Genomic DNA, 22,147 nt, shown 5'->3' with positions numbered 1-22,147 from the left:
CATCCTTTCCCTTGACGCCATTGCCTCGGCGTCCAGATTTGCATGTTGTATATATGAAAGCGGGGCGTGCCCGCGTTTCACCTGGTTGCGTAGGCGGTTAGCCGTCCAGCTCGCTGCGTATGATTCGCGCATACGCGTCTTGATGGTCGGCGACCGCCGGTTTCAGGAACGGCTGCGCCTCACTGCGCGACGTTCCCAGCTCCACGTGCGGAGCGTATTCGACGTTGCTTCCGACGTACACGGTGGCCGTGTCGTCCTCGGTCTCGACCGCCGTCGTCACGCTGTTGCGCAGGCGTCCGGTGTCGACGGGGCACCTCAGCTTCGCGTGGCGCTCCATCTCGTTCGCGCACCTTGTCGCCGCGTTCGCGATGCGTCGCTCAAGCTCGGCCTGCACCTCCGGGAGGTTGCTCTTCAGATTGAAGTCAATCATGATGCCTGCACCCCCTTGTACGTGATGTAGTCGTCGAATGTCATGTACGGCAGTTCCTCGCCTTGGATGCGTCTGGTTCCGATGTCTCCCTCGGGGTCGACCGTCACCATCGTGCACCGGCAGTTGTACACCTCACCGGGTTTGCCCTGTGGGTCGCCGGGGAACCGCAAACCGTTGGAGAACTTCGCGTCGTATCTGACCGTCTCGCCGTCCAGCGTCGCGTGCGTCTCACGCGTGCGCTTGTCGACGGCGCAGAGCCATTGCTTCTGCATCTCCAGCCCTTGCTGTGCCGCTTCGTCATACGCTTGCTGTCTGCCTGTGTTCTCGGCGCACGTGCAAGCGGTGCGGGCCGTGCGAACCGATGCGCTCTTGCTCATGTTCGCGGCGTTTGCGAGGCGTTTGGCCATCTTGTCGATGGACTCGCCCTGCGTGATGCCCGCTGTCACTTCGTTGCGGATGCGTTGCCGCATCCATTGCGTGTACTTCTTCCTGTTCTGCGTGAGCACAGGGAGAAGTGGGTGGGCGGTGCTTTGCAGCACCCCCAGCGTGTGCGCGTCCACGAGTGTGAACGCCGTATCGTAGAACGTGCGCTCTATCATGTACGCCGTGTAGTTGTGCGCATGCACGAATACGTCGGTGCGTATCTGGTCAATGAGCGCAAGCGCGTCTGCGTCTGTATGCGATAGCAAGGCGATGAGCTCGTCGCTCACCCTTGCGAAGTCCTCGCCGTAGAATACGGTGTCGGTGGCCCATTGAATCCACTCCGCCGTCGTGATGTCGCAGTCCTTCAGCTGTTTCAGCTTGGCGTTCCACTCGGAGCGGTACCGGTTGAAGTAGTGAGCCCCGACGCTCGCCGCGTTGGTCGCCGCCTTCCGATACAGTCGGCGGATTGCCTTCTCGAGATGAGTCAGCTGTTTGGACGTGTGCCGGTGCACGGCGTCGATGTTATGCCTCTTCGCCATCCGTCACACCTCCGCCGGCCAGCGAGAACTCCTCGGAGTCTCGCTCGGCCTTGATGAGCTCGACGTCCTCCGGGGAGAGCCACGGGAGCTTCTTCAGCACCATGTCGTCGCCGATTTGCGGCGCGGCTGCGAGAATCATCTGCGTGTACTCCAGCTGGTTGCTAATCATGTCGCGGTTGAACGTCGGCACGTCGTCGATGCCCACCAGCTCGAACAAGTCCTCGAGGAACTCGTCCACGCAATACTCGAACAGGTCGGCCTTGAGGTTCATAGGCTCGTAGGCCGCCTGAATCTCCGTGGCGGTCTTGTTGCCGCCCATGAGCTTCGAGATGTCCAGCGCGTGATAGTCGGCGTAGAGGTCAGCTTCCAGCTTCTCGAGGTACGCCGTGCGCGACTGGTACGGCACGTCGATGGTGTGCGCGTCCGCCTTGGCTCCTTCGTCGCCGTCCACGACCGCAGCGCCCACGGTGTGGAGCCGGTCGAGGAACCGCGCGAGGTCTAGGTCGTCCATGCCGCCGGTGTTCTGGAGAATCCAGTAAATCATCGAGGCCTGGTCGAGGTCGTTTGCGAAGCCCGACTTGATGAGGTCGTAACTGTCGATGGCCTCGCGGATGCCCACGAGCTCGCTCTGGTGCGTCTGATTGCACCACAGCGGGATAATCGGGAACGACGGGTAGTTCTCGCCGTCGTAAATCTCCGTGCCGTCAATCTCGGACGTGGCGATGTGGAGGATGTAGCTGCGCTTCTCCTTCAGCACCTTCATCGGCTTGTCGTCGCCCTTGGCGTAGTCGGTGTACCCGTCCAGCTCGTAAAGCGTGGCGCGCAGCGGCTTGTCCTTGGCCACCTGCCAGAAGCGGATGCCCGCCATGAGCGCCCCGTTGTTCTCGTCGTATAAAGGCACGAACTCGGTGACGCGGAACACGTCCAGATGGTCGAGGTTCCAGAAGCCGAAGGATACGCCGCCGACGATGGCCGCGTGGCCCAGCTTCTGGAGCTGTCTGTCGAAGCTCTTCCCCAGCCGTTTCTTGTTGTCCGGTTTGGCGAGCGTCACGCCGTTGCCGAGCAGGAACTGGTTCTGCTGGTTCACGAAGCGCGGGAAGAACCCGCTCGTGATTTTATGGTTGGCGCGGAACGGGTCCTCGACCGCAGCGCCGGTCATCGTGTACAAGATACGCTGGTAGTTGCGTATCGTCGTGTTCTGCCTCTTGTCGTACTGCTCCGCCTCCTTGGCGATGCGGTACATGATGCCGTTCTTATGCTCTTCAATCGCAGCGAGTACGAAACGCATACGCGTCGTCTCGTCTTTTCCTGCGTCGAGCAAGTCTTGATATGTCTTCATCGTATCGCGTAACCTCCTCGCTGTCGTTGTCGTTCCAGTAGCGGAACGTAGTCGTCTTTGACCTTCCACGCCTTCGTCGTGTTGACGAAGTACCGCGTGGCGTCCATGGCGTGGTCGTTCTCCTTTATCGGCTTGTCTGCGCCGCCGGTGGACTTCTCCTGCCATGAGTACAGGCCGTATTCCTGTATCGTGTGCTCGCAACAGTCGTTCACGAGCAAGCGCTGCTCCTGAATCATCGTCGCGGTGTGCTGGATGCCGTCCAGCACGTCGTTGTTCGCCTTGCGCACGCGGAATCGCTTGTGCTTGCGAACGAGTGCGATGAACGAGGACGCCGACGGGTCTATGATGAGCTCTCGCACGGGCAGGTCGCCCACCAGCTCGCATAGGTCGTCGTAGTATTCCTCGTCCGTCTTCTGCCGTCCCGTGTCGCGTCCGCTGTGGTAGAACTCGTCCACCTGGTACCAGATGCCGTCGCACAGGCCGAATAAAAGCATGGCCGTCGGGTTCTGTATCCCGTAGTCCATGCTCACGATGTATTTGCTATATGGTCGCGGTTCCGTCGGAACCACGCTCGTCTCCTTGTTGAACGCCTGGTAGATGATGCCTTCGGCAAGCACCCACAGGCCCTTGATGTACCGCTGATAGAACACGCCGGTGTACATGGACTCGTATCGCGCCTTGATTTTAGGGTCGAGGGCGAGGTTGTCGTCCATTGTGAAGTGCAAGTGCAGCGCGTTCTTCTTCTTGTGGTTCTTCACCCATTCCTTGTAGAACCAGTGCTCGGGGCTGTGAGGGTTGCAGTTGAACCAATACTTCGAGCCCGGCACGGAGCAACGGGCGCATGCCTGCTCCACGAACGAGCGGGGCATGAGCGCCACCTCGTCGAACATGACGCCAGCGAGCGTCATACCTTGGATGAGCATGTATGAGGACTCGTCACGACCTCCGAAGAGGTGGTAGGAGTTCTCTCGGCCGTCGGCCGTCTGGATGATGAGGCGGTTCTCGTTGCGCTTCTCAGCGATGATGAAGTCGCCCGGGAGCCATTCTCGCAGGTGGAGTATCACGTTGCGTCGCAGCGACTCGATGGTCTTGCCGCAGATGGCGAACGACTGCTTGTCGAAGCACGACATGCTCCAGAGGATGTATCCGACCGTCATGGATACGGTCTTGCCGGAACGGATGGAACCGTCGGCGATGATGGCATCTCGGTCCTTGTAGCGCGGCTGTTGCCACCACAGCATCGAGAGAAGCTGTCGGCGGGAGAAGGCGCTATACTTCATCTTCATCATCCTCGGGCACGTCGCCGAGGTCTGCCTGCGACTGCTGAATCATCTCCAACAGGTTGTTGTCGGCCTTATGCTCGACCGCCGCGTCGGCCTTCGTGCCGTAGCCGTACTTGCTCATCCACAGCGGGGCGAGCCGGCTGTTGATTTGTCCCGTCTCGAACTTCGCCCGGACGTCTACCTCGCATTCAAGGCGTATACGCGCCACAATGTCAGTGTATGCCGGGTCTTGCTCGTATGTGGCATGGAAGGATTGACGTGTCAATCCGATGTACGCCAGGAATCCCACCTTCGTGTACGAGATGGGCGAGAGGATTTCCTTCACGCTCTTTCCCGTCGTCGTGCCCTCGGGCGTCGTGTACGTGCTGTCGACCTCCTGCTTGATTGTGTAGGAGTCGCAGTACGCCTTGTACTCTTCCCACATTCGCGCAAGGGCGGTCGGTGAACTGATTTTTCGCTTTGACATTATCTGCACCTCCTTACGTTGATGTATAAAATGGCTAGAGCCTGATGCCCCCGCCCGTGCGCTTCGGCACAGGTGAGAGCTCAGGCTCCGCTTTCTGTTCGTTTATCTCGGCTTTGAATCGCTCAAAGTCGTTCTTGTCTTCGGCACGCAGCCGCTCAAGCTCCGCTTCGATGAGCTCCAGCTCCACGCGCTTCGTCTTCGCGATACCCTCCAGTATCGCGATGCGCTCGTACCTTCCCATGGCGCGCACCTCCCTAGATGTGCACCGTGACGGCCTTCTCCGTCCCGCCTTCGCCGTGCAGCTCGATGACCGGATACGAGTTGGACGCAGGGGCGTAGCCCTGTCTGTCGCCGTATCCGCCGTACACGAGGGAAGAGGCGGTGTTGACGAACGTCTTCTCGACGTGCGCCAGCGTGCCGTTCTGGGGTACGGGTCGGATGTACTCCATCTTCGCGACGGCCGGCATGTGCGTGTGGCAGCACACGTAGATGTCCGCGTCGACGATGTTCGCGTAGTCCATGAGGCGGTTTATCTTGCCTCCGGCCTTGCGTCCTCCGCCGGAGCCGTGCGTGTAGTACAGCGTATATACAAAAGGACGGCCGCGAGATTGCGAGCCGACCTTCAGGAAATACAAGGCGGTCGTCTCCGAATACAGCTCGGTGAGCCCTAACTGGTCGCAAAAGACCCTAGTCATATCAACACCGGCCGCCTTGTAGATTCTGTTCTCGTGGTTTCCCGGCAGCACGCCGAGAATCTTTCCCGCGTCGGCCAACGGCTGGAACAGCTCCACGCATTTCTGCAACTGCTCCATGGGCTGGAGCTTCGCCGCGTAGGTGTCGCCGATGGACGATGCGATGGCGGAGTCCATGAGGTCGCCGCCGAGGATGCAGTACACGTCGTCGAGAGCCAGGATTTGGTTCAGCATCTCCTGAATCGCCTTCATGTCTGCCTGAGAGTCGCCTATATGTAAATCAGCGAGCGGGACGATATGCACGTTCTTGCCGCTCGCGCTCAAGTCATGTGTAATTGCCTTCATAAGTCTTTACCTCCTACATAATCACCATTCCTTCTGCCATGCTCCCTCCTCATTCGCGTATATAAAGCAAAACCCCCGTGGCGCTGTGTGGTGAGTCAGCGCCGCGAGGGCAAGCCGCCCGCACCCGCTTACGACCCGGGGCAGGCTATATGAAAGAAAGGAGGTAAATCGAAAAACACGCAACGGAGCCTTCGTCTCGTTACGTGTCAATCGCTATGGAACAGGTGGAAGCAACGCTAACCCATGTGCGTAAAGAATCAAAGAAAGGAATGTTCTCTAATTACATTACTTCCACTATAACTATATTAACATATACCCCTGACATTGTCAAGCGTAAACTTAATATTTTATCACTTAATTTATGCCTTGTCAAGACTTCGGCTCATAAATGAGCGTTTTTGTGTTTCGGCCGGTCGAAAAGGTTTTCGCGAGGGCGTGGAGACCGCCGCGACGACCCCGAGACCTCCGCCACGACACACGAGAAGTGTGGAAAAGGACGCTCCAGAGTGCGAAATCATCCCCAGATACGCCCGAGAGGGGCTCCAGCCCTCAAAAATAAGCGGAATACTCAAAAAAACTCTCAAAAAAATGGCCTATTTTTGCCCTATTTGAGTGCAAAATTTTCTATTTCTCCTCATATATCAATGTATTTCTTACTTATTCTTAAATACTCAGTAAAAAAGTAACTTATTTTCACCACAGGGTACTGTTATACGGTTATAGAATAAAAGTTGAAAAGTTTTTGAGGGTTGAGTTTTGACCCCTAAATGCAAGCATTTCCCCTCATAAACGAGCGTTTAGCATCCCGAAATTGCCCTCAAAAACGTTTTTTCACTTTTTGAGGGCAACATCACGCCCTCCCTTCCGTACCTTGGTTGAAGTGGTCGACGTCACCATATCCGTCGCGGTGGTCGCGGCGTTTATGAGAAGCCTTCGGCTTCGGTTGCTCCCTTGAAGAAAAGAAGGGGAGGTAACCGCCATGAATTTCACGAACATAAAGACATACGCCGACCTCGCGGAGACCTGCGGGGCGCTCATCCTATGCAACGGCATGGGGGACTTGGAGCTGGAGCTCATCAACGGCGAGCCCGCACCGTGGGACGAGGTGTTCCAGTGGTACATCGTCGACGACCCCACGTTCCTGCTCCAGCACACCGACGAGCTCGTGTTCTACTACGAGCCTCTGGACCTGCACGTCTTAGGCGTCACGCATTTCGGGACGGACTGGGCCTACGTCGCAGCCCCGGAGCTGCACTAGGTCCCGGCATGAAAAAACCGCCCTCACGGATTCGCTCCGTGGGGACGGCTCTTTTTTTCACGCTATTCGCTGTACAGGTCGCTGGACATGATGGTCGTTCCGTGCTTGTTCACGATTCCCGTGACGATGCACTCGCGGAGGGCCTGCGCCTCCTTGCGCGTGGTCGCCGCGAACATCCGCACCGCGTGCTTCGGAGGGAGAATCTGCGTCCCCTCCGGCACCGCCTCCATGAACGCGGAGTGTACCCCCGCGTACGCGTCCTTAACCTCGTACACCATGTAAACCTTCTTGTAAGCCATTTATATCATCCTCTCTTTCTCGTATTACCGCTTGAAGCGTCCAAAATCGAAATCTAAGCTGCTTTCTCGTGTCATCCCGACACTTCCAGGGTGGTCGCGTAAAAACCGCTCATATCGCATCTGCTTGGCTTCTCCGAGGCCTGCCGCGTCCTCTCTCGCCTTCCGCTGGATACGCTCCTCTTCTGCCTCCAGCTCCTCGACCGCCCGGCTGTTCAGCCTTGCCGGCGTGTACTCGTACTTCCGGCGGTTGCGCGCGATGCGGTTGCGCTCTTCCTCTTCCAGGCGCTTGCGCTCCTTCTCCTTGCGCGCCCGGGCGATGATGTGCTCCAGCGCCGTGCGCCCGTCCGGGAGCACCGTGTTACGCATCTCCTCGATGAGGCTCAGCTCCTCGCTCACGCTCTCCAGCTCCTGCTTCTTGATGCTCAGCTCCGCCTCCATGTCCGCCTCTTCTCGGCGCATGGACTCCAATGCGGCGTACTGCTCGTCGAGCTGCCGAAGCGCCTCCTGCTCCTCGGCGTACATGCGCCACGGCATGGCCTCGCGGTACTTGCCGGCGTCCGGGTGCACGACCTCGTATCCGTACTGTGACACGATGTCCTCGAGGAACTGCCGCTCTCGGTCCGCCCATACCACGGAGCTGTTGCGCGTCCATCCCTCGCTGATGCAGCCCTGCTGTTCCAGCGCCTTGTTCAGGCTGGTCTGCACCTCCATCCCGCGCTTGTACCCGTCTGCCCACGGGATGAAGTCGATGTGCATGTGTGGCGCGCCGCCTTCGTCTGCGTGGTAGTACGCGCCGTACACGTACAGGTGCGGGTTGCGCTTCTCCCACGCATCGAGGTAGGCCTTCAGCACTTCCTCGCAGATGTCGTCGGGGACGAGGAACGGCATCAGAATCTCGCCGTCCTCGTCGCGCTTGTAGCGCCCCGTCGACTCGTCGACCACCGGCTTCACAGAGCCGATGCCGACGATGACCTCGTATGCGAGGTTCTTGCCCTTCTCACGGGTCTTCTTGTTGACCCGGCCTCGGGCATCAGCACGCACCTGCTCCATGTACTCTCGGACTCCGCCGATTTTACGGTCGCGGCGCTTCTGCTTGGCGTCGTACTCCTCGATAGCCTCGCCGAACAGCTCGGCGTATGCCTCCTCCAACTCCATGTCCTTCAGCACGATGTGCTTGCGTTCCATGTCGATGTGCTTCTCCCACTTGACGGTCGCTTCATCCCGACGGTTGTGTGCCGTCTTGATGTCGCTTTCCCCGCCCATGTGGAATCGCACCGTCGTCGTATTGCTCATATTCGTCATAAACATTCCTCCTATTCGTCTCTCGTCGTACTCCATAACAGCTATTCCTTTGTCATATCTGTTAATCCACTATTACTAATGGCAACGGGTGCCCCGCCGCCATTAGTGTGGACAAGGGGGATGGCCTCCCCCTTGACCCCTGCTTCTCACGAGACCGCAGCGAGAACCGGTCCGCCTCCGAGCACGCACAGCGCGTCGATGGCGTCGTTCTTCATGCGGTACGTCTGCCGTTCGCTCACCGAGAGCGTCTCGGCGAGTTCCGGCCATGTGAGCGCCGGTGCCGCCACATATCGGCCCGTGAGCACGGCGCGCTTGCGCCAGTCCTCGAGCAGCCCGATGAGCGACTCCGCCCTCTGCTTCGCCGCCTTGTAGCGTGCCTTCGCGATGTCCAGCTCCGTGGAGCGCTCCGCGAAGATGATGAGCGGCATATCCGGGTCTCCGCCGCCTCCCGACGTGCCTTCCTTGTCGTAGCGGATGGCACCGCCTGTGCAACGGCTGTATGCTCGCTCGTAGCGTTCGTATGCTCGCTCCACGTCCTGAAGAGCCCACCCGGGGGCCTCGAGGATGCAGAGCACCTCTTCCTTCGTCATATCTGACCCTCCTTATATCGTTTTCACTGTGTAACTGGTCACGCCTGGCCATTTCGGAGCCCATTCGTGGCCATCTGGTGGCCACTGGTGACCATTTGCCGGCCACTTTTTGTCCAGTGGCTCCTCCGTGGTCTCTTTCTGGCCATTTGGTGGCCACTTAGTGGTCACTGGTGACCATTTGCTGACCATTTCGCCTTATCTGGCCACTGGTGACCATCTCGTGACCATTTCCTGGCCATCTGATGGCCACCGTTGGCCACCTAGCGACCTTCCATGAACTTCAGCGCCTTGGCGAGCACCTCGGCGTCTCGTTCGGAGATGGGCGCGAACACGTTCTCGAACCCGGGCACGTCGCACGTGATGGGGTGGAGCGCATAGTCGAGCTCCTCGCGCATCGTGGCGATGACCTCCTCCTTGAACCCGCGATGACCGACCGGGAGGCAGTGCTCAGGGTCTACCATCACCTCGTGGTACGAGCCGAAGGCGTAGCGGTCGTCGCGTGCTCCGTAGGTGGCGATTACGAACGTGTACTTGCCGTAGCCTGGGACGTTCACCTCGTCCCGGTAAATCTCTTCCATGAAGTAGCGCATGTCTGTCACCCCTTCCTACGCCGCGCGGCGGATGCCGCGGATACGGTCTTTCATGCCTTCGAACAGGGTGAGGTCGGCTCCCGCCTCGTTGATGCGTCCGCGGAACTCCGAGTCGTTCTCGACGTCGAGGCGCTCGATGAGCGGCTCATACGTCATACGCTCGGCCTTGTCGACCTCGAACTGGCCGTCGTCGTGGTGGTATTCCCAGTCGTAAACGCCCGTGTCGAGGATGGTGCGGGCCGAGGAGCGGAAGTCGCGGTACTTGACGCATGCGCGTCCGTCAGTGCCTGCTCCGTACTTCTTGAGCCATCCGCGGTAGAAGGCGTAGAGCTCCTTCCACGTCACGGCGCTCCACTGGAGGTCGTCCAGCACCTCGCTCATGAACTCGGCCACGTTGTCGTTGCTCAGACGGAAGTCAGCCAGGGCGTCGATGCAATACTGCGGGGTGTCGATGCTGTGGTACTCCGGCAGGTCTTCCAGGACCTTCTTGAGCACGTACTCGAGCACCTCCTGGCGTCCGAGGTAGTCCTCCTTGATGTACTTGCGCTCACGACCCGTGAAGCACTTGTCGAATGGCACGAAGATGATGCGGCGCAGGATGGAGTCGGTCTTGTCGCGGAACTTCGGGGCGTCGTTCAGGCACTGAATCATGAACCCGCTGAAGCTGAAGCTGATGGGTGCCAGATGCTTGCGGTTGATGCTGAAGCTGTCGCCCGTCACGATGGACTTCAGGTTCGCGCTCTTCTCGATGTACGTGCCGACGTCGTTCTCGTCGACGACGATTGCGCTCGCCTTCAGAAGAGGGGAGAGCATGAACTCGCGACCCATGGCGTCGAGGCTGATGCTGCAACAGTTCTGCATGCCCACGAGGTTGCGGATGAGCCGGCAGAGCGTGCCCTTGCCGTTGTTTCCCTTCGTGCTGTAGAAGAACGCGGCCTGGTTCCAGCGCTCGTTCGAGCGTACCGTCGCACCGATAATCTGCCAGAACAGGTTCGCGGCCTCGGGATGGTCGGAGAGGTCCTTCATCCAGCTCTCGATGTCCCAGTCCGTGCCGTCGACGTCGTTGTGGATGACCACGTTCGCAGCGTTCGGATTGTAGTCAGTGCTGACCTTGGACGAGAACACGTACTCGGGGCTGAAGTCCATGAGCGTCTTGTTCTTGTAGTCGTAGATGCCGTTGTTCACCGGGATGAGGTTGCTGTCGGAGCAGCGCGACTTCACCGGCGCCATGGTGCGGAGGAAGGCCTTGCACTCGTCCACCCCGCGCTTGGAGATGGTCGGCACGGCGTCGCGGATGATGCTCTCGATGTCGCTCTCGTCCGTCGTGTACACGCCCGCGTAGTCGCCCTCGTCGTTGTACACGGCGATGGGGCACATGTCGGCGCTGCTGCTGTCCGTTCCGCCGTAGTTCAGGCGGATGACGTGGTGCTTGACCATGATGAGGCTCGCCACCATGTACGGTGCGGGAGACGCCAGCGCCGGGATGCTCGGTGCCACGTACTCGTCCTCGTCGGGGTTCAGCATGCCCGCCTTGATGCGGTACTTCTTGTCGGCACGCTTGGCGTTGATGCCCTCGATACGGCGGTTGACCTTGTCGGTCAGGTCCACCACGAGGGTGCCGAGGCCGTTCATGCAGACGGCCGCGTCGTCGAGGTCGAGGATGTAGTTGGCCGTGACCTCTTTGACCACCGTGTCCTTCGTATCTTCAATCTTGATGAGGCTCGCCTCATCGAAGTCGTAAATCATATCCTTGTCCATAGTTAAAGTTCCTCCTTCAGTTCTTCGATAATTTCCGTAAACGTCTCGGCCACCTTGTGGCTCGTCTCGACTTTCTCCTTCATGTCGTTGAGCAATTTCTCAACCCAGAAGTGCGGGTCGGGGCTCGCCTTCGCCATCTCCGCCGTTTTGATAAAGGTGCGGAGACACTCTGCCTGACCGATGGCGAACTGGCGCGCGTTGTCGCGTTCGTGGATGGTCAGGAGCGTTTTAGCCTGCTCCTTGTCCGCTGCGGCCACCACGGCCGCTGTAATCTCTTTCGCCATCTACAACGCCTCCTTCAGCTGCTCAATCTCTTCGCTGTACTTGTCGATGTCGTTGCGACTCTCTTCAATCCAGCTCTCCGCGTCCTTGATGAGCTCGCGCAGTCCGAGGCGATACTCGCCGTGACGCAGGTAGAACTTCGCGTTGTCAATCAGCCAGCCGAGCACGTTGATTGCTCCGCGCTCGCTCTCAATCTCGCCCTCGATGCAGTTGATATGGGTGAGCTTGTCGATGAGCTCGTCGTCCTTTGTGGCCACCACAGCCACGTACTTCTTCTCTGCCATATAAATGACCTCCTTCTGATGTTTTTGAATTGCCTAGATAAACAAAAAGAGCGGCGAACCGGAGCCGTGACACATGGGAGAAAAATCCCTATGTCACAACTCCGGTTCGCCGCTCTTCACTTATGTGAGATACCCGTTGTGTCAGCCGATTGTGTGAGCCTCGGGGGCTCGCAGGCAATGCCGACAGTGAACGGTTAGACGCTGTGGCCGTCCCTTCCAGGTTGTCAGTTCTGGTCGGTTTTGGGGGAATGGATTTACAGGCTTAATGCTCAAACCCTCCGCAGGCCTTATACTCGCGAATCTCGTTGTGTTCTATCCAGTTTTCAATGTTCCGAACCGACGTCGCTTCGTCGGCTTCAAGATGTCCTTGTTTCATCTTGTGACCTTAGTATATCACCCAACGGGTGAAAAGTCAACAAGTTTTTAAGAAATTATTTGAGGAAATGAGGATGCGATGCGTTCATTGAGTTTTATTCGGGTTTTATAGAGTTTTATGTCAAAAAAAGCGACGGGGAAAATCCCCGCCGCTCCATGTGCCGCTTGATTTGAATAAAAACTACGCGTCCAGCGCCTCCGCGTCGGACTGGCTCAGCATCCCGAAGTGGACGAAGGCCTCGACGATGGCGTCGCGTTTCTTCTTCGGGCAGTTCGGGCGCTTCTTCGCGGCCATGCCAGCCTCTTTGTAGCTGAACTGCTTCTCCATGCCGCACTCGTCCTTCACGGACGCGATGTTCGCCGACGATACGGTCAGCCCGTGCTTCTCCTTCACGTACTCCCTGATTTGCGGGTACGTCGGGTGCTTCACGTTCTTGCTCCTGCCGCGCATCCCGAGCTCCTCCGGGGTGACGTCGACGTGCACGTACCTCTTCACTGATTTTTCTCGGGACAGGAGGCATACCGTCTCCAGGTGCGCCGTCTGGGGGAACATGTCCACCGGCTGGATGCGGCCCACCCGGTAGCCGGCGCGGCAGAGGGCGTTTACGTCCCGCTGCTGGGTCTCGGGGTTGCAGGAGATGTAGACGATCTTTGCGGGGGCGATGGCGGCCAGCGCCTCCAAAAAGTCGGGGGTGCTGCCGGCGCGGGCGGGGTCCATAAAGACCACGTCGACCCGCTGCCCGTCCTCTGCCATCCGCACCAGGTATTCCCCGGCGTCGGCGGCCACGAAGCGGGCGTTTTTGACGCCGTTTTTGCGGGCGTTGCCGACGGCGTCGCGCACCGCGTCCCGGTTGTGCTCGACGCCCAGCACCTGTTTTGCCCGCCCGGCCGCGAGCAGGGCGATGGTGCCGATGCCGCAGTAGGCGTCCACCACCGACTCGCTGCCGGTGAGGCCGGCCATCTCCACCGCGGCGGCGTAGAGCCGTTCGGTCTGGCGGGGGTTGACCTGGAAGAAGGAGCGGGGGGAGATGCGAAAGCGCAGCCCGCAGAGGGCGTCCTCGATAAAGCCCGGGCCGTAGAGGACCTTTTCATACTCCCCCAGCACGGCGCTGGTCTCCCGGTTGTTGACGTTGAGGACCACCGTCTTGATCTCTGGGTGGCGCGACCGCAGGGCGCGGACAAATCCGCCCTGCCCGGGGAAGAGGGTGTAGGCCGCCACCAGCACCACTATCGCCTCGCCGGTCTGCTGCCCCACCCGCACCAGGATGTGGCGGAGAAAGCCCTCGCCGGTGTCCTCGTCGAAGGGGGCGATTTTAAAGGGCTTCATCAGCTCCCGCACGGTGGCGATGATCTGGTCGGCCAGGGGGTGGTGGAGCAGGCAGTGCTTGACCGGCACCAGCCGGTGACTGTGCTCCTGATAGATGCCGGTGACCGGGCGGCCGCCCCGGTCCCTGCCGGCGGCCAGGTGGGCCTTGCAGCGGTAGCCCAGCGGGTCGGGCGCGGGGAGGATGGGCTCCACCGGGCCAAAGCAGCCCAGCAGCGCCTCGGCCCGGGCCTGCTTTTCGGCCAGCTGCCCTTCATATTGCAGCTGCAGCAGCTGGCAGCCGCCGCAGCGGTCGGCGTAGGGGCAGGGGGGCTTTTGCCGGAGGGGGGAGGCCTTTTTCAGGGCGCGCACCGCGCCGGTGTACGCGCCGAAGCGGCGGGAGAGGGCCACCTCGGCCACCTCCCCCGGGAGGAGGCCGGGAACGGCGATCTCCCGCCCGCGGCAGGAGCAGAGGCCCCGGCCCCGGCTGTCCAGCCGGGTACAGGTGAGGGTTTGGGCGGGCAGTTCTTGGCGGCCCTCTCTTTGAGGGGCGGGCTTGCCCTTTTGCGGGGGATTTGGCCCCGCTTTGGGGTGGGGCGCAGGCCCCTTGCGGCGGGCTTGTCCGCCCTTTTTGGGGGTGGGTTTTGGCATGGATAGGCTCCTTTTTTTGGCTGTTGTGGGGAGGGCGGGTTTAGGGCATTTCGCAGAGGATGAGGGGGATGACCATCTCCGGGGCGGTGAGGCCGGCGTGGTGGCCATAGTAGAGGTGGCCCTTGCCCGGCGCGTTGGGGGTGCGGTACTTGATGTAGCGATCCCCCACGGCGCAGGCCACAAAGTCCCCCACGAAATCCAGCGATTTGGGGTGGGGCGCCCCCGGCCCAAAGAGCTGGCGGGCAAAGGCCTCCTCCCGGGTGAGGAGGAGAAAATCCTCCCCCAGGTGCTTTTGAAAGAGGGCGGGGAAGTCGGCCTTTCGGTCGGGGCGGACAAAGAGGGAGGCGGCCCGGGCGTCCATCGAGGGGGGGAGGAGGAGGCAGGCGGCCAGCTCCTCGATCTCGTCGAGGTAGACCGGCTGGGGCTCCACATTTCGCAGGCCGTGGTCGGCCGAGACGATGAGGAGGGTGTCCTCCAACTGGGCGCACATGGCCTCGACCTGGGCGCTGAAGCGGCGGACCATCCCCTTGATGCCGTCGGTGTAGCAGCCCTGTTTGTGCATGGTGGAGTCGGGCTCGAACCAGTAGGCGTAGATGAAGTTTTGCTGGCCGTTTTGGCAAATTTTGGAGATGGCGTCGCAGTAGGCCTGAACGTCGTCGGCGTGCACCAGGGTGTGGGGCCCCTCCCGGAAGGGGATGAAGGAGGGCTGCAGGTTGTAGGTGTGCACCCCGCTGCCGGTCTCGGCGATCCGCTCGTAGATGGTCTTGTAGGAGAGGAAGCGGTCGTTTGCCCGGCCGCCGGCGATCTCCTCCCCGGAGAAGCTGTCCTGGTTGGGGAAGATGTCGATGCAGCGGCAGTACTCCTTGAAGTAGAGAGACCAGCCGAGGCTGCCGTGTTCCAGTGGGGAGAGGCCGGAGTTGTAGGTGGTGGTGGCCGCCGCGGTGGTGGAGGGGTAGACCGAGGTCAGCTCCCGGCACAGGTGGCGGCGAAAGAAGTCGTCAGGGGCCAGGTTGTGCTCGAGCATATCGACCCCCAGGCCGTCAAAGACCATAAAGACCACGTTGCGGTGGCCGGCTTGCAGGGCCTGATCCAATTCGGGCAGGGTGTCGTGGGTGTCCTGTACCCCGTAGTGGCGCAGGACAGAGGAGATGGCCCCCAACAGGCTGTTGGGGTAGTTGGGAAAGACAATGGTTTCTTTGGTCTGCATGGATGCAGTCCTCCTTTCCCCCGGGCGCAGAGACCCGGGGCAAATCGCTCTTCCCCGCCGGGGCGGCGGGGCAGCCCGGCGGGAAGCAGTCAGAATTTGTGCGTGGGTTACAGATACCATCTATTTTACCACAAACGGCGGAAAAAGGGCAGAAAAAAGAGGATTTCCCTGTTTTGGGGGGAGCGATCGAGCCCTTTTTTGCATTGCTGTTTTCTGTGAAGGGGCGTGAAGTGTGAAAAGGGGACCGCAGATCTGGAAGATCGGCAGGCAATCAGGGTTCTCCGCGCTCCCTCTAGAGGGGGGCGGCCGCAGGCGGTATGGGCAGGCGGTCGAAAAGGGCCGCGCGCCTGCGTCCCCGGCATGGCTGTGCGCCTGCCTGCCGTCTCTGAACAGAGACGGGAATTGTCAGCCCCTGTAAAAAGAGAAACGGCCTGCCGCCCTCGGGCGGCAGGCCATTTTTGATGTTTTTGCGCGGCGGGGAAGGGGGCTATCTGGCCTGAAAGCCGCCGCCAGGGGGGAGGTCAGGCCAGGTAGGGGGCGGCCGTCTCGAGGGCTGCTTGCAGCTGGGCCAGGTGGTCTTGCAGCCGGGGGTCTTGGCGGTCGACCTCCCCCGGGGGAAGGGTCCCCAGGTACCAGCGCAGGGTGTCCGCCCGCCGCAGCAGGAGGAGGGCCGCGTAGCGGGGGCGGTGGGCGGCCCAGCGGGCTTCGCTCCAGCCGTAGCCCTCCAAAAAGGCCTGCCACTGGCCGCCCGAGTGGCTCTCCAGGGAGGAGACCTCGTAGTCGGGGCAGGCGTGGACCGCGGCGCAGCCAAAGTCCACCAGGGTGACGCCGCCCGCGGAGCAGAGGAGGTTGCGGGGCGACAGGTCCCCGTGGCAGAGCCCCAGGGGGATGCGGCGTGGCTCCAGCCCCTCCCACAGCCGGCGGATCGGCCCCTGTAAAGACGGAGAATAGCCGCCCAGTGAGAGCAGTGGGTCGCCCCCTGTCAGGCAGGAGAGGTTGTAGGCGATCTGCCGCTCCAGGGTGGGGGAGAAGGGGTCGACAAAGCGGCTGCCCCCGGCCCACTCCAGCCCAAAGCCCTGCACCGGGATCTGGTGCAGGGCCCGGGCGAAGCGGCCCAACTCCCGCCAGAGGGAGAGGGCCTCTTCCCCCGAGAGGGCGGTTCCGGGCCGCCCCTCCACAAACTGCTCCACCAGGTAGGCGAGGCCCCCCTCCTCCCCGCAGAAGAGGGGGCGGGGGACCGGCAGCCCCGCCGCCCCGGCGGCGCGCAGGCACCAGAGCTCTTTTTGATATTCTTTAAGGGCCCCCGGCCGCAGCCGCAGAAGGCGCTTTTCGCCCCCGGCGAGGCACAGCGCAAAGACCCGGTTGACGCTGCCCCGGCCGCAGATCTCCTCAACGGCGAGAAGGGACCGGCCCATCTTCTCTCGGCAGAGGTGATGGGCCAGTCCCTCGGGGGAGATCACAGCTTTGAGAGGGCCGCTTCCAGCCCCTCGATGGCGTTTTGCAGGGTCAGGGGTTCGGGGGCCTTGTCGGCCTCTAAAATCCGCCGGCCCTCCCGGGCGGCGGCGTCCAGTTCGCCGTCCCCGCCGGCCTGGGCCTCGGCCCGTTCGGTCAGCTGGGTGAGGCGCTGCACCCGCTGAAAGAAGCGGTGCTCCTCCTGCAGTTCGGAAAAGAGTTTGGCGAGGGTCCACTCCCGGTTGTAGGGGGTGATGACCGCCTTGAGCTCGATGGAGAGTTCGCTCTCCTTCAGCTGGGCCAGCAGGTGGTCGAGCCGGTCTTTTGTCAGGCCGCCCAGCAAGAGGGCCTCCTCCCGCACCGGGGCGGGGGGTTGGGCGGGCGGCTGGGCGGGCCGATACCCCGCCAGCCCGGCGCACCAGCCGATGCTCTGGCAGAGGTCCTCCGGCCCCAGTTCCCGGCAGGGGATGCCCAGCTCGTCAAGCACCTCCTGCACCCGGCGGCCCCGGGGCGTGCCCTTTCCCAAATGGTAGAGGAGAGCAATCTCCTGGGGGATCGTCCTCGCTTTCATGGCAGTTCCTCCCAAATCATTCTGTTCTCGCTATGAGTATACACCAAAAACGGCAAAACCAAAAGCAGGGGAGAAAAAAGGGGAGGGCGGCCCCCCTCAAAAAGGAGGGCCGCCCCCTCTTTGCGGACTTTAAAAGCCCATCTCTCGCAGGCGGGATACCAGCTTGACATACTCCTCCCGCACGTCGAAGCCGCGGTAGTCGTCCCGCCGCAGATCGATCACGTCCCCGTGGGAGATGCCCCGGTAGCCGCCGGCGCGAAAGACCCCCAAGAAGTTGCCCCAGACCGCCGAGGGGACCGACACCAGCCCGTCATTGGGCCCCTCGGCCGCCTTGACCACACAGTAGGGGAAGGCGAGGACCATGTCGCTGAGGGCCCCTTTCATCACCGAGGCGCAGCTCTGGTAGTAGACGCCGGGACAGTCGGGGGCGATCTGGGCCAGGTGGGCGGCGTAGGCGGTGGTGAACTCCCGGCTGGCGGTGTAGAAGTCGGGGTGGGTGTCGCCCAGTTTGGCAAACACCCGGTCGACCGTCCGCGCCAGGGCGCGGTAGAGGCCGTCGGGCATCTTCACCAGCCAGTCGATGACCCGGGAGCCCCGGTGGGGGGTGGAGACGGTGGTGAGGGAGGCCACCTGCCCCCCCATCCCCAGGCAGCTGATCATGTAGCGGGCGTCCAGCCCGCCCTTGGAGTGGGCGATGATGTTGACCTTTTCGCTCCCGGTCTCTGCCAGGATGGCGAGCACCCGGCGGCGGATGTCGGCGGCGTTTTGCTCCACCGTCCCCCAGGCCTCCTGGTTGCCGTAGTAGAGGCGGGCCCCCAGCCGGGTGAGTTCCTTGGGGATGCGCCCCCAGTAGCAGAAGTGGCGCAGGTCGCGAAAGCCCACCCCGTGCAAAAGCAGGATGGGGTAGCGGGTGGCGCAGAGGTCGGACTCGGCCCGCACCCGGCGCACCCCCTCCATGAGACAGCCGTGGTCGTACTCAAACCGGGCCTGCCGGCAGAGGTACCAGGCGGCAAAGAGGCCGATCACCGGCAGGGGGAGCAGCAGGATGACGACCACCCGGCGCACCAGGTTGAGCCATTTGGAGGTGCAGAGGACCCGCAACACCCCGTTTGCGCAGAGCGCCGCGGCGAGGAGGAGGGAGACGGCGATGTCCGCGGCCACCAGCGGCCAGGGGAGGGAGAACCGCCGGGCCAGTCGGGGGTAGAAAAGCCAGATGGGGAGTTGTGCCAGCAGGGCGTAGATGCCCGCGATGGTGAGAAACCGCCCGTCCCAGAGGACCCGCAGCCGGGCGGTCTCCCCGTCCCGCCGCGGCCGGGTGGGAAAGGCGCTGAGGCGGACGGCCCCGTAGAGCCAGAGGAGCAGGAGGGCGGCCAGGGAGACCCCCCTGGCAAGGGGCTGGGCGGCCCACCCCCAGAGCAAAAAGAGCAGCAGCGGCAGGTGCAGCAGCGCCGGCAGGGTGAGGGCCAGTACCCAGCGCCGGCAGAGATCGATCCGCCCGCACCCGTCCAAAATTGTCAGGGCGAGGACGGCGGCCAGCGCCAACAGGGAGAGGGGGAGAGGGGACAAGGGGAGAACCTCCTTTTATGGTGTTCAGTTGCCGGGCTACTGCCGGCTGGTCTCGGCCCAGCGCTCAAAGTCCTGCCGGGTCATGGGGTGGGCAAAGTAAAAGCCCTGGATGGTGTCCAGCCCCATGGGGCGGACGATCTGATACTCCTCCCGGGTCTCGACCCCCTCCAGGCAGACGTGGATGCCCACGTCGTGGCAGAGGGCGACGATGAAGCGGATGAAGGTGGCGTCAAAGCGGCTGTTTTGGATCCCCTTGACAAAGTCCCGGTCGATCTTGACGATGTCCGCCGGCGCCCGCTTGAGGATGTTGAGGGAGGAGTAGCCGGTTCCAAAGTCGTCCATGGCCAGGCGGATGCCCATCTTCCGAATCTCCTCAAAGGTCTGGGACATGGCGTCCGCGCTGGAGGCGATGCAGCTCTCGGTCAGTTCCAGGACGATGTGGGTGGGGTCCACCCCCATGTCCAGCAGGGTCTGGCGGGCGAAGGGGAGAAAGTCGGGCTGGGACAGCTGCAGGTAGGAGAGGTTGATGCTGAAGGAAAAATCGGGGAAGAGGGGAAGCCACCGGGCGCAGGTGCGGATGGCGCTGGCGAAAATCCAGCGGCCCACCGGGTGGATGAGCCCGCTCTCCTCCAAAAGGGGGATGAACTCGCCGGGGCCGATGGAGCCGTAGTCGTCGCACTGCCAGCGGGCCAGCACCTCGGCCCCGCGAAGAGCGCCGGTACAGGCGTCCACCTGGGGCTGAAAGGCGAGGGAGAAGCCCTCGAAATCCCGCTCGACGCTGGTGCGCAGGTGCTCGATCAAGTCGAGGCTGCGCTCCTTGGCGCGGAGGATGGAGGGGGAGAAGGGGACCAGCTGATTTTTCCCCCGCGTCTTGGCGTGTTCCAGGGAGTAGGAGGCGTACTTGAAGAGGTCGAGATAGTTGTTTCCATCGTCGGGGTAGAAGGCGGAACCGGCCGAGAGGGTGCAGTAGTACCGGCGGCCGGAAAATTCCTGCTGGCGGGAAAAGAGATCCCGCAGGGCGCTGTAAAACGCCTCTGGCGCCGAGCGGCCGCCCCCGCTGAAGATCACCCCGAACTCGTCGCCGTCCAGGCGGTAGACGGTGGCGTTAGAGGGGAGGAAGGTCTGGATTTTTTGGGCGGTGATCCGCAACACCTCGTCCCCAAAGACCCGGTCGTAGAGGTCGTTGACCCGTTTGAACTCGTCGAGGTCGAGGACCATCACGCTCAAACTCTGGTCCGGCCGCTCCTGCAAGAAGTGGTTGACATCCTCTTCAAAGACGAACTTGTTGAGCAGCCCGGTCACGTGGTCGATCTTGTTTTTGCGGCCCAGATTGGCGATGGTGCCGGCAAAGAGGACGGGCTCTCCCCCCTCGTCTCTCTCCACGTGGCCGCGGCAGCGCATCCACACCCACTCGCCGCGGCGGTTTTTGGCCCGGTACTCGATGTTGTGGCAGCTGGTGCGCCCGTCTTCAATCTCCTGGTTGGACTCCAAAAAGGCCTGCTTGTCGTGGGGATGGATGCGGCTGCCCCAGACGGCGGCGGCGTTTTTCACCACCTCGCTGGGCAGGTCGAACTCCTCCACCATGGCCCGGGGGTAGCGGAAGGTGCCGGTCTTCATGTTGCAGACGTAGACGTAGTCGTCGGTGCTCTGTACCAGGGCGTCGTAAAGGCGGTCCTTGTCGTAGGTAAAGGCCTCGACAGGCTCGCCGACCTCGCCGCCGGCGACCCGCTCCTCCGCCCGCTGGATGTGCAGCAGCCGCTTTTGCCGGTACATCTGCTCATCGGCGCGGGCCAGAAGTTCGTCTGCCCCCAGCCCCTCTTTCAGCGGCACCTGCACCAGCCCGTAGCAGAAATCGGGCTGGTAGGGGAGCGCGTTCTCCTCTGCCAGGGCGGACAGTTCGGCCTTGGCCGCCTCGATCTTGGCCCGGGCGGCGGCCTCGTCGCTGTTCCAGAACACCAGGCAGAACTCGTCCCCGCTGAGGCGGAAGGCGTAGTCGGCGTCCCCCAGCTGGGAGGTGACGGCCCGGGCGGTCAGTTGCAGGGCGCGGTCGCCCTCCAGGTGGCCGTACTGGTCGTTGATCTGCTTGAGGGAGTTGACGTCGTAAAAGCCCACCACCAGGGGGAGATCGGCCCGCTGGGCCGCCCAGACAGACTGCACCAGCGCCTTTTTGCCCGAGCGGCGGTTGCGCATCCCCGTCAACTCGTCGATGGAGGCGGCCTGGAAGAGGGCCTTGCGCTCGCTGATGTCCAGCGACTGTTGCAGGTGCGCCCGGGAGCCGTCGATCCACTGCACCAGACTGTCGTAGTTTTGGTAGGTGCGCCCGGTGCGGCTGTTGTGCGCTTCCCAGACGCAGGAGGGATTGTCCGAGGGGTCTTGCAGCAACAGCTGTACCGGGCAGAACTGGCAGCGGCCCTCCTGGCCGGACTGCAGCACCTGCCAACAGATCTTCCCCTCCGGCTCGGTTAGGGAGAAGGCCTCTTTCATGGCGCGGTTCATGTAGAGGATGCGGTCGGTCTGGGGGTCGGTGATGTAGATGTTGGCCTCCAGGCTGTCCATCAAGGCGCCGAAGATGAAGGACTGCAGGCGGATGGCGTCCATCCGCCCCTGCTGGGCGAAGAAGAGGGAGAGGATGGCGGCCAGCGATTCCAGCGCCGCCTTTTCCCCCTCGGTCCAGGGGCCCTTTTCCCGCGCCTTGCCAAAGTAGAGAAAGCCCAGGAGGAGCCCCTCCCGCTCAACGGGGAGGATGGTGGGGGAGTAGGGGGGCGTCTGGGCGCCGAGGAGGCCCAGAACCATCCCCTCCACCGCGCTGTCCTCCACCGGCTGCCCGCGGGTGAAGGCGTCCATCAGCGAGGGGAGGTGGCGCTCGAGAAAGAGGGGGTAGAGATTTTCCCACTGCTCCTGCGAATCGCCCCAAAAGCCCGCTTCCGCCGGCTTTTGGCTGCTGTCAAGGCGAAGAAAGGCCACCCGGCAGACCGGGACGGAATGCCCCACGAATTCGGCCAGGCACCGCGCCCGCTGCTGGGGGTTGGAATCGCTTGAAAAGAGGGGGCGCAGGGCCAAAAACCCCTCGTATAGCTGGTAGAGGGGGCCCTGCCCCCGATTGTGCTGTTGCATGGTTACACCCTCCCACTTCTTGTTTGAG

General features: G+C 62.1%; 22 protein-coding genes. 2 read left to right on the top strand and 20 right to left on the bottom strand.

The annotated features are described in order from the left end of the window. Nucleotides 1-97 precede the first annotated feature (97 nt). The 7 genes from HJY11_RS10200 to HJY11_RS10170 are packed head-to-tail and all read right to left on the bottom strand — an operon-like array spanning nucleotide 98 to nucleotide 5,517. The gene (locus HJY11_RS10200; protein WP_208075855.1) at nucleotides 98-430 is read right to left on the bottom strand and encodes an HK97-gp10 family putative phage morphogenesis protein; all 333 of its coding nucleotides are present in this window, start codon (nucleotides 428-430) and stop codon (nucleotides 98-100) included. Continuing rightward, on the bottom strand, nucleotides 427-1,392 hold the full coding sequence (locus HJY11_RS10195; protein WP_208075854.1) for a phage minor head protein: 966 nt from the start codon (nucleotides 1,390-1,392) through the stop codon (nucleotides 427-429). Before HJY11_RS10195 ends, HJY11_RS10200 begins: the two co-directional genes overlap by 4 nt. After that, a complete protein-coding gene (locus HJY11_RS10190) occupies nucleotides 1,376-2,731 on the bottom strand; it encodes a phage portal protein (protein ID WP_208075853.1) in 1,356 nt (451 codons plus the stop codon). Before HJY11_RS10190 ends, HJY11_RS10195 begins: the two co-directional genes overlap by 17 nt. After that, nucleotides 2,728-4,011 (bottom strand): PBSX family phage terminase large subunit, encoded by a 1,284-nt coding sequence (locus HJY11_RS10185; protein ID WP_208075852.1) that lies wholly within the window; start codon nucleotides 4,009-4,011, stop codon nucleotides 2,728-2,730. The genes HJY11_RS10190 and HJY11_RS10185 overlap by 4 nt, the downstream gene beginning before the upstream one ends. Then, entirely contained in the window at nucleotides 4,001-4,480 is a 480-nt protein-coding gene (locus HJY11_RS10180; RefSeq protein WP_208075851.1) for a terminase small subunit, read from the bottom strand. Before HJY11_RS10180 ends, HJY11_RS10185 begins: the two co-directional genes overlap by 11 nt. A 34-nt stretch (nucleotides 4,481-4,514) precedes the next feature. Further along, entirely contained in the window at nucleotides 4,515-4,721 is a 207-nt protein-coding gene (locus tag HJY11_RS10175; protein WP_208075850.1) for a hypothetical protein, read from the bottom strand. A gap of 13 nt (nucleotides 4,722-4,734) precedes the next feature. Beyond that, the gene (locus tag HJY11_RS10170) at nucleotides 4,735-5,517 is read right to left on the bottom strand and encodes a metallophosphoesterase (protein WP_208075849.1); all 783 of its coding nucleotides are present in this window, start codon (nucleotides 5,515-5,517) and stop codon (nucleotides 4,735-4,737) included. Nucleotides 5,518-6,496: 979 nt separating this feature from the next. On the opposite strand from HJY11_RS10170, the gene HJY11_RS10165 reads away from it, so the two are divergent. Beyond that, nucleotides 6,497-6,775, top strand: coding sequence for a hypothetical protein (locus HJY11_RS10165; RefSeq protein WP_208075848.1), 279 nt, complete (start codon nucleotides 6,497-6,499; stop codon nucleotides 6,773-6,775). Nucleotides 6,776-6,837: 62 nt separating this feature from the next. On the opposite strand, the gene HJY11_RS10160 is transcribed toward HJY11_RS10165, so the two are convergent. The 9 genes from HJY11_RS10160 to HJY11_RS10120 all read right to left on the bottom strand — a co-directional run bounded on the left by HJY11_RS10160 (nucleotide 6,838) and on the right by HJY11_RS10120 (nucleotide 15,416). After that, nucleotides 6,838-7,074, bottom strand: a complete 237-nt coding sequence (locus tag HJY11_RS10160; RefSeq protein WP_208075847.1) for a hypothetical protein — start codon at nucleotides 7,072-7,074, stop codon at nucleotides 6,838-6,840. Nucleotides 7,075-7,098: 24 nt separating this feature from the next. Beyond that, entirely contained in the window at nucleotides 7,099-8,412 is a 1,314-nt protein-coding gene (locus tag HJY11_RS10155; protein WP_208075846.1) for a hypothetical protein, read from the bottom strand. Between the two features lie 110 nt (nucleotides 8,413-8,522). Next, nucleotides 8,523-8,966 carry a hypothetical protein gene (locus HJY11_RS10150; protein WP_208075845.1) on the bottom strand — a complete coding sequence of 148 codons (444 nt, stop codon included), beginning with the start codon at nucleotides 8,964-8,966 and terminating at the stop codon, nucleotides 8,523-8,525. 260 nt (nucleotides 8,967-9,226) lie between these two features. Next, complete coding sequence (locus HJY11_RS10145) at nucleotides 9,227-9,556, bottom strand: hypothetical protein (protein WP_208075844.1); 330 nt, start codon at nucleotides 9,554-9,556, stop codon at nucleotides 9,227-9,229. Between the two features lie 15 nt (nucleotides 9,557-9,571). Beyond that, a complete protein-coding gene (locus HJY11_RS10140; RefSeq protein ID WP_208075843.1) occupies nucleotides 9,572-11,314 on the bottom strand; it encodes a DNA primase family protein in 1,743 nt (580 codons plus the stop codon). A 2-nt stretch (nucleotides 11,315-11,316) separates the two neighbouring features. After that, nucleotides 11,317-11,598 carry a hypothetical protein gene (locus tag HJY11_RS10135; RefSeq protein WP_208075842.1) on the bottom strand — a complete coding sequence of 94 codons (282 nt, stop codon included), beginning with the start codon at nucleotides 11,596-11,598 and terminating at the stop codon, nucleotides 11,317-11,319. Beyond that, nucleotides 11,599-11,880 (bottom strand): hypothetical protein, encoded by a 282-nt coding sequence (locus HJY11_RS10130; RefSeq protein WP_208075841.1) that lies wholly within the window; start codon nucleotides 11,878-11,880, stop codon nucleotides 11,599-11,601. Nucleotides 11,881-12,436: 556 nt separating this feature from the next. Continuing rightward, nucleotides 12,437-14,209, bottom strand: a complete 1,773-nt coding sequence (gene rlmD, locus HJY11_RS10125) for a 23S rRNA (uracil(1939)-C(5))-methyltransferase RlmD (RefSeq protein WP_208075840.1) — start codon at nucleotides 14,207-14,209, stop codon at nucleotides 12,437-12,439. Nucleotides 14,210-14,249: 40 nt separating this feature from the next. Next, nucleotides 14,250-15,416, bottom strand: coding sequence for an alkaline phosphatase family protein (locus tag HJY11_RS10120; protein ID WP_208075839.1), 1,167 nt, complete (start codon nucleotides 15,414-15,416; stop codon nucleotides 14,250-14,252). Nucleotides 15,417-15,514: 98 nt separating this feature from the next. Between HJY11_RS10120 and HJY11_RS10115 the strand changes: the two genes are divergently transcribed. Beyond that, nucleotides 15,515-15,652, top strand: coding sequence for a hypothetical protein (locus tag HJY11_RS10115; RefSeq protein WP_208075838.1), 138 nt, complete (start codon nucleotides 15,515-15,517; stop codon nucleotides 15,650-15,652). Between the two features lie 285 nt (nucleotides 15,653-15,937). On the opposite strand, the gene HJY11_RS10110 is transcribed toward HJY11_RS10115, so the two are convergent. From HJY11_RS10110 to HJY11_RS10095, 4 genes are all read right to left on the bottom strand, one after another. After that, nucleotides 15,938-16,876, bottom strand: coding sequence for a phosphotransferase family protein (locus HJY11_RS10110; protein WP_208075837.1), 939 nt, complete (start codon nucleotides 16,874-16,876; stop codon nucleotides 15,938-15,940). Further along, nucleotides 16,873-17,439 carry a DUF3783 domain-containing protein gene (locus HJY11_RS10105; protein ID WP_208075836.1) on the bottom strand — a complete coding sequence of 189 codons (567 nt, stop codon included), beginning with the start codon at nucleotides 17,437-17,439 and terminating at the stop codon, nucleotides 16,873-16,875. Before HJY11_RS10105 ends, HJY11_RS10110 begins: the two co-directional genes overlap by 4 nt. Nucleotides 17,440-17,568: 129 nt before the next feature. Further along, entirely contained in the window at nucleotides 17,569-19,005 is a 1,437-nt protein-coding gene (locus tag HJY11_RS10100; protein ID WP_243764422.1) for an esterase/lipase family protein, read from the bottom strand. Between the two features lie 36 nt (nucleotides 19,006-19,041). After that, nucleotides 19,042-22,119 (bottom strand): bifunctional diguanylate cyclase/phosphodiesterase, encoded by a 3,078-nt coding sequence (locus HJY11_RS10095; RefSeq protein ID WP_243764421.1) that lies wholly within the window; start codon nucleotides 22,117-22,119, stop codon nucleotides 19,042-19,044. Nucleotides 22,120-22,147: the final 28 nt, after the last annotated feature.

This window comes from Bittarella massiliensis (ex Durand et al. 2017) (genome assembly GCF_017566145.1).
Taxonomy (GTDB): domain Bacteria; phylum Bacillota; class Clostridia; order Oscillospirales; family Ruminococcaceae; genus Bittarella; species Bittarella massiliensis_A.
Note: the sequence above shows the minus strand (reverse complement) of the source record. Positions and strands in the feature narration are given on the sequence as shown.

Coding starts and splice junctions, on each gene's coding strand:
- HJY11_RS10200 (WP_208075855.1), bottom strand. CDS start 430: ATGATTGACTTCAATCTGAAGAGCAACCTCCCGGAGGTGCAGGCCGAG.
- HJY11_RS10195 (WP_208075854.1), bottom strand. CDS start 1,392: ATGGCGAAGAGGCATAACATCGACGCCGTGCACCGGCACACGTCCAAA.
- HJY11_RS10190 (WP_208075853.1), bottom strand. CDS start 2,731: ATGAAGACATATCAAGACTTGCTCGACGCAGGAAAAGACGAGACGACG.
- HJY11_RS10185 (WP_208075852.1), bottom strand. CDS start 4,011: ATGAAGTATAGCGCCTTCTCCCGCCGACAGCTTCTCTCGATGCTGTGG.
- HJY11_RS10180 (WP_208075851.1), bottom strand. CDS start 4,480: ATGTCAAAGCGAAAAATCAGTTCACCGACCGCCCTTGCGCGAATGTGG.
- HJY11_RS10175 (WP_208075850.1), bottom strand. CDS start 4,721: ATGGGAAGGTACGAGCGCATCGCGATACTGGAGGGTATCGCGAAGACG.
- HJY11_RS10170 (WP_208075849.1), bottom strand. CDS start 5,517: ATGAAGGCAATTACACATGACTTGAGCGCGAGCGGCAAGAACGTGCAT.
- HJY11_RS10165 (WP_208075848.1), top strand. CDS start 6,497: ATGAATTTCACGAACATAAAGACATACGCCGACCTCGCGGAGACCTGC.
- HJY11_RS10160 (WP_208075847.1), bottom strand. CDS start 7,074: ATGGCTTACAAGAAGGTTTACATGGTGTACGAGGTTAAGGACGCGTAC.
- HJY11_RS10155 (WP_208075846.1), bottom strand. CDS start 8,412: ATGGAGTACGACGAGAGACGAATAGGAGGAATGTTTATGACGAATATG.
- HJY11_RS10150 (WP_208075845.1), bottom strand. CDS start 8,966: ATGACGAAGGAAGAGGTGCTCTGCATCCTCGAGGCCCCCGGGTGGGCT.
- HJY11_RS10145 (WP_208075844.1), bottom strand. CDS start 9,556: ATGCGCTACTTCATGGAAGAGATTTACCGGGACGAGGTGAACGTCCCA.
- HJY11_RS10140 (WP_208075843.1), bottom strand. CDS start 11,314: ATGGACAAGGATATGATTTACGACTTCGATGAGGCGAGCCTCATCAAG.
- HJY11_RS10135 (WP_208075842.1), bottom strand. CDS start 11,598: ATGGCGAAAGAGATTACAGCGGCCGTGGTGGCCGCAGCGGACAAGGAG.
- HJY11_RS10130 (WP_208075841.1), bottom strand. CDS start 11,880: ATGGCAGAGAAGAAGTACGTGGCTGTGGTGGCCACAAAGGACGACGAG.
- rlmD (WP_208075840.1), bottom strand. CDS start 14,209: ATGCCAAAACCCACCCCCAAAAAGGGCGGACAAGCCCGCCGCAAGGGG.
- HJY11_RS10120 (WP_208075839.1), bottom strand. CDS start 15,416: ATGCAGACCAAAGAAACCATTGTCTTTCCCAACTACCCCAACAGCCTG.
- HJY11_RS10105 (WP_208075836.1), bottom strand. CDS start 17,439: ATGAAAGCGAGGACGATCCCCCAGGAGATTGCTCTCCTCTACCATTTG.
- HJY11_RS10095 (WP_243764421.1), bottom strand. CDS start 22,119: ATGCAACAGCACAATCGGGGGCAGGGCCCCCTCTACCAGCTATACGAG.